Source organism: Scopulibacillus darangshiensis (genome assembly GCF_004341035.1).
GTDB lineage: Bacteria > Bacillota > Bacilli > Bacillales > Sporolactobacillaceae > Scopulibacillus > Scopulibacillus darangshiensis.
Genome location: NZ_SLXK01000029.1, coordinates 40694 through 55668 on the forward strand (window position 1 = coordinate 40694; position 14975 = coordinate 55668).

Here is a 14975-nt window from a genome sequence, read left to right on the forward strand (position 1 = left end):
ATTTTAATGCTTGCATGCCGCCAAAAACCCACGCTTAACCTTGACGTGGGTTTGTCTATTATTTAACTAGCAATTCCATAATAACTTCAATCCCTACGGTACCTTCCGCTGAAAACACTTTAATCAATGGCTCGGATTTTTGTTTTAATAATTTGTTAGCCTTCTCTAGTAAATCCTCCATATTCAAAGGATTCCCAGGCGAACCATATGGGACATCAATTCTCGATCGGTGCTTAACTCCATTTTTCATTATGATTTCAACAATGTTATACCGATTTTTGGGATAGCTGTTTTTGCTGACAGGAATGTTTTTATCATATAGTCTTGTCATCTTTTTTATTAATGCCTTTGTTTCTTCTGAAATGGACTCTATGATGAAATTTTCAATAGATAAATCTTCATTTTGCAACAAAAGGGCGACACAATATTCAGCGCTAAAACGCCCCTCTTCACCGTTTTCTGGCATTCTATAAACGAGCGCAGCATCCCCGTTCGGCGGAAAATATAAATTTATATGTTCAATATCGTCAATTATAAAAGTATGATTTTTCATTATCTCTTTTGCAGCATCAATAACGTGAGCGTTCGCTGAACAGCAAGGATATAATTTAAACCACAATCCAGGGCGGTCAACAGCCCAATGGTCTCCCCAATCGGCAAAGAATTTATTGGCATCTTCCTTATTTTCGCCATACATCGACAGCAAGCCATTTTTGGAAACAATCGTGTTTTCATTCCCGGTTACTTTGCTTTTCACAAAATGGAGAATTTGCCAGGCTTTTTGTGCTGCAAGACCCGCATGCAATGGTTTGATCACGGTGCCAAAATGGCTTCTTGAGCCGCTGATTTGGGAGACACATAGATCCAATGATTGGCTAAATTCTAATAAAGAAAAGTCTAAATAATAAGCACCTGCTGAGACAGCACCATATAAGCCAGCCGTCGCGGTTGTATGGAAGCCCTTTTCGTAATGCTTGGTTCCCAACAATCTTGAAACTCGGGTCATCATTTCAATGCCGATAAGATAAGCTTCATAGAATCGATTGGTTTTTCTATGCTGTTCTGTTAAGGACAATAATAGGCTTAAAATGACAGCTGAGGGATGACCGCGAATCTCGGAATGAACATCATCTAAATCTAACGCATGCGCAGAATAGCCGTTGATCAAACACGCATCAAATGGGTATGTGCATGCGGTGCTGCCGATAATTGATGTTTCCCCGTGACCGGTGTAAATTGCTGTTTTTAATACATTTTTGAAGTTTGGCTCATGTTCAACAGTTGAATAACAGCAAATAAAATAATCCAGTAACCCTTTTTTTAAATGACTTTTCGTCTCTTCATCGAGTTGATCATATTTTGGTGCCGTATGAATCGATTTTACAATTTCCCGAGTTAAATTATCCATTGTTCAAGACATTTACAGCTAAATTGGAGAAAAATTCAGAAGCGACTTTTATGGCGTCCTCGCTTAAGTCGAACTGGGGATGATGCCATTCCCTTGGCCCGTCCACACCCATCCAGACGAAGAAACCAGGAATATAATTTTGGTAATAAGCGAAATCTTCTCCAGCGGAGCTTGGTTCCGCATCAATAGGTTGATAGCCTATTTCATTAATTGTAGATCTAATAATATTTTCATATTTGGAATCGTTGTTCACAACCGGCAAATATTCATCCCAGATAAATTCCACCGAGCCTTCATTTCCTTCCGCAATAGAAGCAGCCAGTTTTTCCATTAAACCCGGGATTGCTTGGCGGGCCTTCGGTTGAAATGTTCTGACCGTCCCTTCAAGGGTAACGGTATCCGGAATGACATTCCACGTGTTTCCCCCGTGAATACTTGTAATGCTGACAACAGCATTATCAAACAAATCCATTCTTCTTGAAATAATGGTTTGCACCGCTGTGACGTATTGGCTGGCAATCACGATGGGATCAATGGCATTATGAGGAATGCCGGCATGACCGCCAATCCCTTTGAATTTAATTTCAAATTTATCGACGCTTGCCATTAACCCCTCGGATTTAACACCTATTGTGCCAACAGGCAGATCGGGTTTATTATGCATGCCAAAGATGGAAGTCACATCTTCTAAGGCACCCTTCTCCACCAACTTTTTAGCACCTTGCGCAATTTCTTCTGCTGGCTGGAAAATAACCCTTACCGTACCTTTTAATTTGTCCTTCTGTTCATTTAATAGCATCGCCGCCCCTAAAATGGAGACTGTATGGAAATCATGGCCGCAAGCATGCATGATGCCATCATGTTTAGATTTAAAAGGAACAACTGTTTCCTCTTTTATCGGCAATGCATCAATATCAGCTCTTAATGCAATCGTCGGCCCATCATGATCTCCTTTTATCACTGCTATAACACCGGTTTCTAAATCAAAAGGCAATATGCGAATATCATGATGCTTCAGCCATTCTTTGATATGCTTTGTTGTATTCCGTTCTTCAAATGCGAGTTCAGGATTTTCGTGCAAATACCTGCGTTTACTGATTAAGTCTTCGAAAAGTTCCTGAGTCATATTAATCATTTAATTCACCTGTTCCTATTTTATTTAAAAATTGTTGTGTGCGCGGGGATTGAGGACGATTAAACATTTCTTTCGGGTTGTTTTGTTCAACAATCGAGCCGTCTGCCATAAAAATAACGCGGTCCGCCACTTCTTCCGCAAACTGCATTTCATGTGTAACGATAATCATCGTTGTTTTTAATTGCGCAATGTCCTTTATAACTTGCAACACTTCGGAGACCCATTCCGGATCAAGAGCAGATGTCGGTTCATCAAACAAAATAGCACGCGGTTTAACAGCAAGCGCACGGGCAATCCCAACGCGCTGCTGCTGACCTCCGGACAAGGTAACAGGATATTGATAGAATTGATCTTTAAGGCCTACCTTAACAAGCAGTTCCTTTCCAATGTCCTCTGCTTCCTGTCTTTTCATTTTCTTAGCTATAATCAGCGACTCTGTCACATTTTCCAAAGCCGTTTTGTTTTTAAACAGGTTATAATGTTGAAACACCATCGCTGTTTTCTGACGGAGCTGATGCATTTCTTTGGCATTCATTTTTTTGACATCCACTTTAGTGTCAGCAATTTGGATGAGTCCCTCGTCTGGCTTCTCCAATAAATTAAGGCAACGCAAAAAAGTAGATTTGCCTGAGCCTGATGGCCCTATAATGGCTAGTACTTCTCCTTGGTCCACATGAACATCAATACCGTCCAAAACCACATTATCACCAAATTGTTTCTTTAAATTCTTAACAGTTATCATATATAAACCCCTTTATGATAAATATGGCTTTTCTAATCGCTTCTCAAGGGCTTGCTGGAGAAATGTATAGATAATAATCATAATCCAATAAATTAGGGCTAAGGCCAAATAAGTTTCAAAAAACCTTAATGATGCCGCAGCCAGAATTTTACCTTGGGCAAATAGCTCTACGACACCTAACGTAAATGCAAGCGACGTTTCTTTTATTAAAAGAATAAAAATATTACCTGTCGCCGGAAGGGCATTCCTGGTTGCTTGAGGCAAAGTGATCCTTCGAAAGGCTTGTATTTTCGTCATGCCAACGGATAAACAAGCTTCGACTTGCCCCTTATCGACAGAACCAAGTGCCGCTCTAAAGATCTCTGCCAGATAAGCGGACTGTTTTAAGCTCAGCCCAATAATGGCTGCTGTAATTGCTGTCATTCCGCTTAAAGCGGGAAATATTTGCGGCAGCCCGTAATAGATTAAAAACAATTGGACGAGTGTCGGAATAGCTCTAAAAAACGATATATAAACTGTGGCTAATTGTTTAATAACAGGTATGTCTGACCGTTTAATCAGCGCTAATATTAAACCGCCGATAACCGCAAATATCATCGATACAAAAGCTAATATTAAAGTCAGTGGTATGAAAGGCAGCAAATGAGGGATAACATGTATTAAATAATCAAAGTCTAAATTTAAATTCATTTTTATCCTCCAACTGACTATTTTTTAACTGTAATATCTTCCCCTGCAAAATACTTTTCCGATATTTTTTTCAATGTCCCGTCTTCCCGCAGCTTTTGTATTTCTGCATTAAACTTTTCCCTTAACTTTTTCCCGTCCTCATTTTTCACAAATGGAAAAGCTATCTTTTCATATTCAAAAGGTTCACCGACAAATTTAAGAGGGAATTTACCCTTATTTATTTCAGCAATTAATGACGGTTTAGAATTAACATAACCGGCTACCCGATTTTTAATCGCGTCTTTCATCGCACCATCACGAGTTTCATATGTTTTTGGTTTAATTGAAGAATCAAATTCCTTTAAATTCTCGATATTATTTGAGCCGAGGACACCGGAAACCGTTTTTCCCTTTAAATCATCCAGACTGTTAATATCATCATTTTCTTTGCTTGTTACAATCGTACAACCCGAATAGGCATAGGAATCAGAGAAATAATATTTCTTCGCTCTTTCAGGTGTTAAAGCCACAAAATTTGCTATGGTGTCAATTCTGCCTGTTTCTAATTGACCCATTAGACCCGCGAAATCAGTCTTTTCCCACTCAACTTTATATCCTAGATCCTTAGCTATATGTTCAAAAACTTCGACATCAAACCCCACCAACTTGCCGTCTTCAACATACCCATTTGGAAAACTTTGAGCCGTCGTGCCTACACGAATGACCTTTTTATCATCAGATCCTGAACCGGAAGAAGATGAACTATTTCCACAAGCAGAAAGGACTAATAGCATCAAACCTACAATAATAACAAAACCTTTTTTCATTATTATGACCTACCTTCTTTTATGGGATTTTGCATTGAGCAGTTTTTCAAAATAAACAGTGACATGGCCTTTCCCTAGATCGGCTTCTCCAACCATTTGATACCCGCGGCCTTTATAAAAGTCTGTTAACCATGGATGTTTCTTTGCTGTACCGAGACTCACGGAAGGACAATGTAATTTTTCTTTTAAGAAATCATTTTCTACGTGGTCTAGCAATTTAGATGCATAACCTTTCCTCTTATACTCAGGATCAACCGCCACCCACCAAATATGCGGCACTTCATATGGCCCGGCATGGCTGCTCCATGGCATTCGTATTGAAGCAGTGGCGACAATGTTTTCTCCGTCTTTCATATAGAAACAAATATTTTCTTTAATGTTCTTTTCTACTAAAGCCTCATCTGCGTTTGCAGCGGCGAAATTGATACCTAAATCTCGATTCGGTTTGTAAGCCTTTAAAGAGAGATCGAGAATTTCAGGAGCATCTTCTTCCTTTGCCTGACAATACTCTACCATTATTATGCCCCCCCATTTCACACTAAAATTATTAGCTCAAACATGTTTCTCATTTTTTAGCCATCCTGACTCCTCGGCACGTTCCAAAACCCTATCGACGATCATAGGGGCTTCTCCTAAATAGGTGGAAGGGTCTAATAGCGTTTCCAACTCATCTTGGCTTAAGGCATCACATACCTGTTGATTCTCAAGTAACATTTCTCGAAATGGTTTATTTTGGTCAACAGCTTGTACACAAAGGTTATAGACGACATTGTGTGCCGTTTGCTTACCAAGGGGCCCTGCGAGTGCAAACATGATTCTTTCAGACAATAATACTCCCCCTTGGATGTTCAGATTGCGAAGCATGTTAGCCGGTTTAACCACAAGCCCTTGGAGGACCGAATGCATACTTGCTAGCTGTGCTGATAAATAGATACATGTTTCGGGCAGTGCAATCCATTCCCCGCGCCAGGACATGGCATCACGCTCATGCTCTATAATCATTCCTTCCAATATGAGTGCAACATTATAACGGATCGGCTTGGCCAAGCTTACTATCCCTTCCAAAGCAGCAGGATTTCGTTTGTGGGGCATTGTAGATGAGCCGATTTTACCGGGGGTAAATGGCTCTTCGATCTCGTCTATTTCAGTCCTCATTAGGTTATAAAACTCGTTAGCCATTTTTCCAATTGTAGCGCTGATCATCCCCAGAACCCCTATATATTCAGCGATTCGATCACGTGATGAATGCCAGCATATTTCCGGTGCTTCTAACCCTAACTGTTTCAACGCACGGCGTTCGACTTCAGGGCCAAGGGATCCAAAAGAGGCATAAGTACCAACTGCTCCGCCTAAAACTCCGATAAAGGTCTTTTCTTCAATTTCTCGTAATCTATCAAGATGGCGAATGACCTCACTTAAAATAACTGCTATTTTAAAACCAAAGGTGGTGGGCATTCCCTGCATACCATGTGAACGGCCTGCCATCGGTGTACCCCGGTGCTTCCGGGCAATTCGGGAAAGTTCTTCGACAATCGATTGGAGCTGGTTAACAATGACAGAGTGTGATTCCTTCAGCTGCAGGATCATTCCCGTGTCGACAACATCTTGAGTAGTGACACCATAATGCACATACTCTCCTGCTTGCCCGCAAACTTTTTGTAGACCCTTAACAGTTGGCATAAGTGAATGTTTGACCTTTAAAACCTCTTCTGCGATCTCATCCAAATCAAGAAATTCCACCTTAGCTTTTGAAGCAATCACCTTAGCAGCATCGGTTGGAATCAAACCAAGCTCCCCCTCAGCAAGAGCTAAAGCAGCTTCGACATCTAACTGTTTTTGCAATCGATTCTCATCTGACCAAAAAGAACGCATTTCGGCGGTTCCAAAGATATTGCGCAGCATAACCATATCTATGACATGTGAAGGCATATTCATTTCCCTTTCTATTTTCTATATTTCTGAACGCAAGATTTTAACCTGATACAATTTGACTAAACTGAGGAGTTTGAATCTTTATTATAAAGAAGTGGCACAACTTGTTTTATAGTGAAGTGGTTTGGAACTTGCCGCTGCGGCAAGTTCCTTAATATTTGGGTTCATTGGGCAAATAGAAATTGCCAAGGGATTCGGAAAGCTGATCAACTTTTTCCATGTGCTGCTGGGACTCCTCCCGCATCTCCTCTGTCATGGTCGCAACTAAAGACATAATCAGCCCATTGACAGCGGTCAGTGCCCCAACCATTGAATTCTGAAACATCGGTCCCCGGCAATCCACATAAAGTGCGACATCGGCAAACCGGGCAATGGGCGAAGTAGGACTATCGGTAATTGCAAGCACAGGTACGCTTGCCTTGTGGGCTGCTTTAGTCATCTCCACCACCCTACGACCGTATCTGCTGAATGAAAAAGAGATGACCAAGTCATTGGTTTCCAAGGAGCTTAATTCTTCCAGGTCTTCACCTCTTTCTGTTATAAGTTGAGACTTTCCAATGAGTTGATTTAAAAGAAAGTTCATTGCAAAAGCAGCTGTATAGGAATTACGACTTCCAGTCACTGCTACCTTGTCAGCCAGACGAATCAATTCTACTGCCTTTCCTACTGACTCAAGATTCACCCGATCAGACAATCCTTGGAGAATGGCTTGATCCGCCTGTAAAGATTCAAAAAAGGCAGTGCCGGCGGCATCAGTATTCTTTGATGATATGGAAATCATACGGTTAACAGGGGTCATCCGGTGTTTGAGCTGATCACGGAGGGCGGACTGAAATGCAGCAAACCCGGCAAATCCTATATCACTTGCAAACCGTGATACGGTCGGCTGACTGCACCCTGCTGCAATGGCTACATCTGCGCTAGTCATGAAAACAACCGACTCCGGGTCGCCAACAATTAAATCTGCAATTTTGCGCTTTGGGCCTTTCAATTCTTCATAACATTCCAAAATTCGGTTTAGCAAAGGAAGACGCCCTTCCTCAGTTTGATTTTTACTCATCCTTAATCACCTATCTTCAAATCTTCCAATTTAGGGAATGTAGATATTCAATTTTGTATTTTTTGAATGATCTCATTCTATCAGCGAATAAAAACGGTGTCAACACACTTTTCTGAATCTTCCACCTTAATTTAAACAAAAAAAATAAGCCTGAATTCCCGGCTTACTTTTTCTCTATTTTAATCATTGCCGTTTTTACACATTTCGCATGGTGAAAACACTACTAAAGACCTCTCCGACTACATTACACCTTTGCCTTTAATTTTTTTAGCGCCAGAAGATTTTTGATATAGGGTTTTAAGGTGTACAGACAGAGCAAGAAACAATACCGCAATAATTACAAAACTTCCGCCGGTAATCATCATATTAATATTTGGAGGTATGATTTTGCTTAAAGGGCCGTATAAAAAGTTGGCAATAGCCATTAATCCTTGTGCAGTAACGTTATAAGCACCTGCTACCCGTCCAGTATATTTAATATCCGTCCGCTCTAAAACAAAGGATAAGCTAAGGGCCATAAAGACTGCCTGTGTCCCTCCTATCATAATCCCTATTAAAAATGCCGTTAAGGGCATATGCACGAATCCCATAATGTACAAAGAAAGTCCGCTTCCTGCCGCTGTAATGACATAAAGGAAACCTTTTGCTCGGGCTGTCGAAATAGCTGCAGTACTCAGTGTTCCAAGCATTGCCCCTAAGCCGACGAACATGACTAAAGTGCCGTAAACCCCGCTTTTAGCATTTAAATGATGACTGATAAACTCCGGAAGAAGTGATGTATACGACATAGTTAAAAAACAATGCAGGCCAACCAATAAAATGATCAACCCAATTAATCGCTTATTTATAATATAAGCAAACCCCTGACCGATTGGGCGCAATAACCTTGAGACCTGGAAACTCTCAGTGTTAATACTTGGCTGTTTCAGATGAATCCAAAGTGACAATATGCCAGCACTTGTGTATAAAATAAAACATAATATAAAAACCACATTTGGACCAAACAAAACCAATAAGGGACTTGCGAGTAGCGATCCCAAAAACTGCGCGCCTTGTTGTACAGACCCTTGCAAAGCGGATGCATTGTATAAAACGCTTTTGGGTACCAGATCTGGCATAAGAGCATTCGTACAAGTCATTTGAAAGCTTATCGCCGCACCCATAAGGAACGAGCAAACGATAATTAAATATGGACTGGCATAACCAATACTCTGAAAAACTGCTAAACACCCCGTAGCCAATGCGCTGATAAATAATGAAAAAGAATATAGATAGCGGCGATTAAAAATATCTGCTAACACACCGGCTAATGGCGTGAAAAGGACTGAAGGAATCATCGATGCAAACATAACTGCTCCGACAAGAGATGTAGAGTGTGTAAGAGAAAATATTGCCCAACTTGCAGCAACTGTAAAAGCCCATTTACCCGAATTACCTAGAGCAGTACTCAACCACAATAATCGAAAACCTTTGAAACCGAGTGAAGTTATTATTCTTGGAATCCCCAACTTATTAAGCACCTCCTCAGCCGCTTCAAAGGTCACCTTAATGCATACCAGCAGTCTTTTAAATCCATTATTATATTATGCTTATGAATTTAACGTATAGGTTACATCTAAAATCTCAAGACTCGGGGGTTTTTCCAACCCGAACCGTTCCGGTAACGATTTTACTATAGGTCCCTCAATGTATTCCATTAGATCTTTTTCGTTTTCCCATAAATAGATCCCACCAACTTCACCCGTTTCTTCATTTTTGATATAATATTTTTCAATTAGCCCCTTAAGTGCCCGAAACTTAGAAAATCCCTCTTCTGACAACTGTTCCAATTCCTCCGGCGACTTGTTGCTTTTAAATCGCATCGATAAAATTTTCACTGCTAAGTCACTCCTTGTAAAATGGTTTATTCGCCTTCATAAGCGTTAAGTGCATTAACACCATGCGCAAGTGCGGATCCTGCCTTTAGTGCAGTTGCAACAAAAATCGATTCGGTCAGCTCTTCAAGCGTCGCGCCATCCTTCTTCGCTCTTTTTGTATGCGCCTCAATACAATACGGACAACCTGTAACGTGGGCAACGGCCACCGCGATTAATTCTTTATCCTTTTTGCTTATTAAACCGGGTTTCATAGCCTCGCTGTCAAAGGCGAAAAAGGATTCACTTAACGGTTGATTAATCTTTTTATATTCAGCAAGTCTTTTTCCGTATGATTTCTTGTATAGTTCATCATCATCGATGCTGTCATAAGCATTTAACGCATTTATGCCATGTGCCAAAGCTGATCCCGCTTTTAATGCTGTCGCCACCATTATTGCTTCCAACATTTCTTCCTTTGATGTTTCTAATTTTTTTGCATTAGTAACGTGTGCTTCAATACAATAGGGACAACCTGTGACATGAGCTATTGCTACAGCTATTAATTCCTTTGCCTTTTTAGATAATACACCTTCCGCTAATGCTAGTTGGTCAAATTTTAAAAAGGATTTAAAAGTATCTGGTGCCAATTTACCAAGTTCAGCAAGTCTTTTTCCGTATGATCTTTTATACAAACTATCATTACTCATATTTATGACCTCCATTTATTTAATTCTAAAATGATAACTCATTAAAATTCGACGCTGTCACCGCCATTTGCAGAAAACCCGCTGAACTTTTTAGACCGGAATTTCTGAGTGTTTCCGACAATGATGACATATAAAGCAGCGGCTACAATATATACAAATGTACCCAGAATATATTTTAGTTCCAACGAAGAAATTAGCAGATAAGATTGAAATCCAAGAAGTACGACCGCTATAACAGCAAGTAGATATAACTTACCGGGTGAAACTTTGAATGGCGAATTTTTATATAACTCTGGATATTTCTTTGGCAACTGTGTCGCAGCGACTGCAGGAAAGGCAAATACAATAAGAGAAATCCCCGTACCCAGTTGAGCAATTGTTTCAAGAGACAGGCCAGTAATAATTGGGATTGCGCCAATAAGGTAAAACAAAGTCAACAACCAATGAGGCGTTCCAAACTTTCTATTAACCGCACCCAATCGTTTAGGCAACCATCCATCCTGACATGCGATTAAAATGCTTTTGGTCACCCAAGAAAAAGTGGCATTTAGAGTCGTGGCTAATGCGAACATCGCTCCGCCAATCATAAAGACTAGGAAGAGTGGACGAGGTAAGACTTCCCCCGCAACAGCGGTTAACGGTTCGCCGGCCACTTGTTTGATCGGCAATACACCGGCCGCAATGGTTGCCATAAAGGCATACATAACCCCTATGCCAATTGTCGCAATAACAATGGTCAGTGGAATATCTCTCCCGGGATTTTTCATTTCCCCGCCAAGTTCGGCAATAACTTGTGCTCCTCCCGTTGCAAAAGAGATCAAACCAACAGCTGTAAAAAACCCTAAGAACCCATCCGGAAACATATCGTTCATATTAAAGACTGAATAGTTAATGTCCGGCACACCCCATACAACAAAAATGACAAGGGAGAGCAGTAAAACAATCACCATCCATCTTTCAACAATCGCGGCGATTTTCACACCGATAATGTTAGCGAGAAAAAGCACTGTTATAAGGATCAATGCAACAGGCCTTATCGGTACAGTCGGAAATAGTCCTTGTAAATATTGGGCAAATGAGATGGCGTATAAAGCTATAGTGATTTGCAAGAGTATAAATAATAACATCCAAAAGAAACCAATTTTTGGGGATAGTAAACGGCTGCTGTATCTGTATAATCCCCCAGTTGTAGGAATGGCGGAACCCAAAATGGCAATGGGCATAATAGTGAAGATCGTGATGACTGCTGATAGGATATAAGCTGGTGTAACGCCGCTCCCGGTTAACTGAATCGCAATGCCGGTAAGTGACATCACTCCCGCTCCAATAATTTGCCCCGCCGCTATACCAAGGACATCCCATAAACCTAACACCTTTTTTAATTTCGACTCTTCACTCAAATACAGCCACTCCTCTTCGGTTATTTTTTATTCCCTTCCAACACTGACAGACGATTTATTGCAGCTTCCATTCTGCTCAAACCTTCTTTTAAAATTGACCGAGGACAAGCAATATTAATCCTTGTGAACCCTTCACCCCCTGGGCCGAATATGTAACCTTCATCAAAAGCTACCTTGGCCTCTTTTTGCATTAATCTCTCTAGATCTTTTGAATTTAAACCTAATTCTCGGCAATCCAGCCAAACTAAGTATGTCCCTTCTGGTTTTATAACCTTAATTTTCGGTATACGATTTTCCATGTACGCTGTGAGGAATTCCAGGTTTCCTTCTATATAATCAAGACATTGATCCAACCATTCAGCACCAAATCTATAAGCGCTTTCTAACGCCATAATTCCGAATGTGTTGGGATGACTAAGAAAATGGGTTTCAACGACTTTGGTAAATACAGCCCGTAACTTCTCGTTTGGGATGATAATGTTCGATGTTTGCAAACCGGCCAAATTAAACGTTTTACTAGGTGCTGTACAAACTATTGAGTTGTTGGCAAACTCCTTAGATATAGAAGCGAAATTCACATGATTTTGATTTTTTAAGATTAAATCAAAGTGTATTTCGTCCGCCACGACAACAACACCATGCTCAATACAGATATCTCCTAATTTCGTAAGTTCTTCTTTTGTCCATACCCTTCCGACTGGATTATGCGGGCTGCAAAGAAACAGCAGCTTAACATCGGGGTCCAGTTTTTGTACTAAGTCATCAAAATCCATCGTATACCGACCGTTTTCAAATTTAAGCGGATTGTATACTAAGTCACGTTCATGCCTGACCACAACTTCTTTAAACGGATAGTAGACAGGCGGCTGAATAATAACTTTATCACCGGGTTCGGTAAAGGCTTCAACAATTAAGCTTAGTCCTGGAACGACCCCCGGACTATGACATATCCATTCCCTCTCCACAAGCCAGTCGTGCCTTTGTTCCATCCATTCGATAATGGCTTCAAGGTATGATTGCGGTCTTGTTGTATAGCCATAAATACCTTGTTCTACCCTTTTCTTTAGAGCTTCAATGACAGGTTGAGGAGCCGGGAAGTCCATATCTGCAACCCACATCGGGAGAATATCCTTGTCGCCAAATAAACTCTCTGTTTCATCCCACTTTATTGAAGCGCTTCCAAATCGGTCGATTTCCTTATCAAAGTCATATTTCATAGGTCTTAACCCCTCCGTTTCAACGGTAAAATTAGAACACTTAATCAGAAAAGAATCGACATACTCACACTTGGGCTTTACTTAAATACCTATAGATTGTGGCTTCTGATGTTTCTAGGTAATGGGCCACTTTCACTACAGCACCTTTTATTAAAAACACACCCCTTTCGGACAATTTTTGTACAACCTTCATTTTTTCTTCAGATGACATTCTATCAGGCTGTATATCTATTTCTGACAGTGTTCTCTCAATAATCGATGTTGTCAAATCCTCAATAGAGGTATGAAGGTCTTCGATTGGTTCTTTTGGCGCTTCTATTTTTGTATGTCCTTGGTTAAAGGTTGTTGCTGATTCACCAAATATCCCCTCTATAACTTGATTCAGCAGATTTTGTGTCTCTTGAATTTTCCGAATATCAATGTTTATACAAAGCATTCCAATGACATTGCCTTCATCATTCTTGATAAGAAAGGTAGATGAACGCAATATTTCACCGTCTTTCGTTTTACCAGAATAGTTTATTAGGAAGTCTTTCTCTAGATCAGACCCTTCCTTTAAAATTTTTAAGGCGAGGTCAGTTAACGAGCCACCAACCTTTCTGCCGCTGACGTGACTGTTTTTAATAGCTAGAATTGAATTTTCAATGCTGCTTACATCATGTAAAACGACCTCACAATGTTTTCCTAAAACGTTGCCTAAAAAATCTACAAGCGGGACATAGCATAATAAAGCATTATCAGAATTAATATGATCACCACCAATTTCATTAACTGTTAAAGCACTTTCACTTAATCTTTTTATAATAAAGATTTATTATAAGAATAATTTATCATCACACCGTTGTCAATATTTTTTGAAAACTTTTTATTATCCGAGTATGATGGTAACTAACACAGGGAGGGATTCAATGTCAACTGAACATCAAACGCAATTCAATTGGCGAGAACTTGTTGGGGATTTAAACAAATACTTGCGATTGAAGACAATTCCCATTGGTATGAAGGCATTTTCTAATTCGAAAGAAATGGAAACTATTCCGAAGATACGCCGACCGAAAAGGAGACATCTTCTCGACCAAATTGTCGCCCAATCGGCCCGTCTTGGCTGGACTGTTGGCATCACGGCAGAGAACCTCGCAATGAAACAATGCGGTGCGATTGCAGGATTGATGCCACAAGATGAAGATTGGTATTCTGGGGAAGCCATGAACGGGATTTGGTTCAGCACTCAGGAAGATTCGGCTGCTCATCAGCGTGCACTTGACGCCGTCCCATACGGAAAATATGAAGCAATAGCTGTTTCACCATTAGAAACGGGACGTCTCGAACCCCCTGATATTTGTCTTATTTATGCCACGCCCGGTCAAATGATCACGCTCATTAACGGGCTTCAGTGGAAAGGGTACAAAAAATTCGAATGGAGTGTTGCAGGAGAAAGCTCTTGTGCGGATTCATGGGGGAAGGCACTATCGACAGGCGAACCAAGCTTATCCATTCCCTGCTATGCCGAACGCCGCTATGGCGGCGTGTTAGATGATGAACTGTTAATGGCCATCCCACCGAAAGATCTAGTGAAAGGCATCGAGGGTATGGCGCACCTTTCCAAAAACGGTCTGCGCTACCCAATTCCGCAATATGGCATCCAGGCTGATCCAACAGAGTCCCTCGCTCCAATTTACCCCTTTTGGGTGAATAATGGGAAGGCAAATGGAGAGGGAATTTAAAGGGTTCTAAATGAAAGAGCAAATCTCAGGGGGCGGGAGATTTGCTCTTTCATTTAAAAGTTGATCCATATTATTTGGAATGGCAAAATAGCTATTAACTTACGGGAAAATCGAAATTCTTACGGATGCTACAAGGAATATTACGTGACCTGAAACCCAAAGGCCTTTCATAATATGCCATTAGGTTGTGCGATAACTTAGTTACTCAAACTTCGCAGACTGAAATCGGCAAATAAGCCTTGATATAATTGGGCAAGGCTGCTACCCATTGTTGAAGTTGACTTTGTATAAGTTTTTT

At 40.7% G+C, this 14975-nt stretch carries 15 protein-coding genes; 1 reads left to right on the forward strand and 14 read right to left on the reverse strand.

What is annotated here, in order from left to right:
- Positions 1–58: 58 nt before the first annotated feature.
- From EV207_RS16625 to EV207_RS16690, 14 genes are all read right to left on the reverse strand, one after another.
- Positions 59–1408 (reverse strand): MmgE/PrpD family protein, encoded by a 1350-nt coding sequence (locus EV207_RS16625; protein ID WP_132747272.1) that lies wholly within the window; start codon positions 1406–1408, stop codon positions 59–61.
- Positions 1401–2534 (reverse strand): amidohydrolase, encoded by a 1134-nt coding sequence (locus tag EV207_RS16630; RefSeq protein WP_132747288.1) that lies wholly within the window; start codon positions 2532–2534, stop codon positions 1401–1403. Before EV207_RS16630 ends, EV207_RS16625 begins: the two co-directional genes overlap by 8 nt.
- A gap of 1 nt (position 2535) precedes the next feature.
- Positions 2536–3285, reverse strand: coding sequence for an amino acid ABC transporter ATP-binding protein (locus tag EV207_RS16635; protein WP_132747273.1), 750 nt, complete (start codon positions 3283–3285; stop codon positions 2536–2538).
- 12 nt (positions 3286–3297) lie between these two features.
- Positions 3298–3975, reverse strand: a complete 678-nt coding sequence (locus tag EV207_RS16640; protein ID WP_132747274.1) for an amino acid ABC transporter permease — start codon at positions 3973–3975, stop codon at positions 3298–3300.
- A 17-nt stretch (positions 3976–3992) separates the two neighbouring features.
- Entirely contained in the window at positions 3993–4781 is a 789-nt protein-coding gene (locus EV207_RS16645; RefSeq protein ID WP_132747275.1) for an amino acid ABC transporter substrate-binding protein, read from the reverse strand.
- A 9-nt stretch (positions 4782–4790) separates the two neighbouring features.
- The gene (locus EV207_RS16650; protein WP_132747289.1) at positions 4791–5300 is read right to left on the reverse strand and encodes a GNAT family N-acetyltransferase; all 510 of its coding nucleotides are present in this window, start codon (positions 5298–5300) and stop codon (positions 4791–4793) included.
- A 33-nt stretch (positions 5301–5333) separates the two neighbouring features.
- The gene (gene purB, locus EV207_RS16655; RefSeq protein ID WP_132747276.1) at positions 5334–6710 is read right to left on the reverse strand and encodes an adenylosuccinate lyase; all 1377 of its coding nucleotides are present in this window, start codon (positions 6708–6710) and stop codon (positions 5334–5336) included.
- Positions 6711–6864: 154 nt separating this feature from the next.
- A complete protein-coding gene (locus EV207_RS16660; protein ID WP_132747277.1) occupies positions 6865–7773 on the reverse strand; it encodes a MurR/RpiR family transcriptional regulator in 909 nt (302 codons plus the stop codon).
- A gap of 239 nt (positions 7774–8012) precedes the next feature.
- Positions 8013–9281, reverse strand: a complete 1269-nt coding sequence (locus EV207_RS16665; RefSeq protein ID WP_165886984.1) for an MFS transporter — start codon at positions 9279–9281, stop codon at positions 8013–8015.
- A gap of 81 nt (positions 9282–9362) precedes the next feature.
- Positions 9363–9650: a YdhR family protein gene (locus EV207_RS16670; RefSeq protein ID WP_132747279.1), complete on the reverse strand. Its 288-nt coding sequence runs from the start codon at positions 9648–9650 to the stop codon at positions 9363–9365.
- Between the two features lie 26 nt (positions 9651–9676).
- Positions 9677–10336, reverse strand: a complete 660-nt coding sequence (locus EV207_RS16675; protein ID WP_132747280.1) for a carboxymuconolactone decarboxylase family protein — start codon at positions 10334–10336, stop codon at positions 9677–9679.
- Between the two features lie 41 nt (positions 10337–10377).
- Entirely contained in the window at positions 10378–11736 is a 1359-nt protein-coding gene (locus tag EV207_RS16680) for an APC family permease (protein WP_132747281.1), read from the reverse strand.
- Positions 11737–11756: 20 nt separating this feature from the next.
- On the reverse strand, positions 11757–12953 hold the full coding sequence (locus tag EV207_RS16685; RefSeq protein WP_132747282.1) for a MalY/PatB family protein: 1197 nt from the start codon (positions 12951–12953) through the stop codon (positions 11757–11759).
- Positions 12954–13017: 64 nt separating this feature from the next.
- Positions 13018–13764 (reverse strand): helix-turn-helix transcriptional regulator, encoded by a 747-nt coding sequence (locus EV207_RS16690; protein WP_341539809.1) that lies wholly within the window; start codon positions 13762–13764, stop codon positions 13018–13020.
- Positions 13765–13861: 97 nt separating this feature from the next.
- Between EV207_RS16690 and EV207_RS16695 the strand changes: the two genes are divergently transcribed.
- Positions 13862–14677, forward strand: a complete 816-nt coding sequence (locus EV207_RS16695; protein WP_132747284.1) for a DUF169 domain-containing protein — start codon at positions 13862–13864, stop codon at positions 14675–14677.
- The last annotated feature ends 298 nt before the right edge of the window (positions 14678–14975 follow it).

Coding starts and splice junctions, on each gene's coding strand:
- EV207_RS16625 (WP_132747272.1), bottom strand. CDS start 1,408: ATGGATAATTTAACTCGGGAAATTGTAAAATCGATTCATACGGCACCA.
- EV207_RS16630 (WP_132747288.1), bottom strand. CDS start 2,534: ATGACTCAGGAACTTTTCGAAGACTTAATCAGTAAACGCAGGTATTTG.
- EV207_RS16635 (WP_132747273.1), bottom strand. CDS start 3,285: ATGATAACTGTTAAGAATTTAAAGAAACAATTTGGTGATAATGTGGTT.
- EV207_RS16640 (WP_132747274.1), bottom strand. CDS start 3,975: ATGAATTTAAATTTAGACTTTGATTATTTAATACATGTTATCCCTCAT.
- EV207_RS16645 (WP_132747275.1), bottom strand. CDS start 4,781: ATGAAAAAAGGTTTTGTTATTATTGTAGGTTTGATGCTATTAGTCCTT.
- purB (WP_132747276.1), bottom strand. CDS start 6,710: ATGCCTTCACATGTCATAGATATGGTTATGCTGCGCAATATCTTTGGA.
- EV207_RS16660 (WP_132747277.1), bottom strand. CDS start 7,773: ATGAGTAAAAATCAAACTGAGGAAGGGCGTCTTCCTTTGCTAAACCGA.
- EV207_RS16675 (WP_132747280.1), bottom strand. CDS start 10,336: ATGAGTAATGATAGTTTGTATAAAAGATCATACGGAAAAAGACTTGCT.
- EV207_RS16685 (WP_132747282.1), bottom strand. CDS start 12,953: ATGAAATATGACTTTGATAAGGAAATCGACCGATTTGGAAGCGCTTCA.
- EV207_RS16695 (WP_132747284.1), top strand. CDS start 13,862: ATGTCAACTGAACATCAAACGCAATTCAATTGGCGAGAACTTGTTGGG.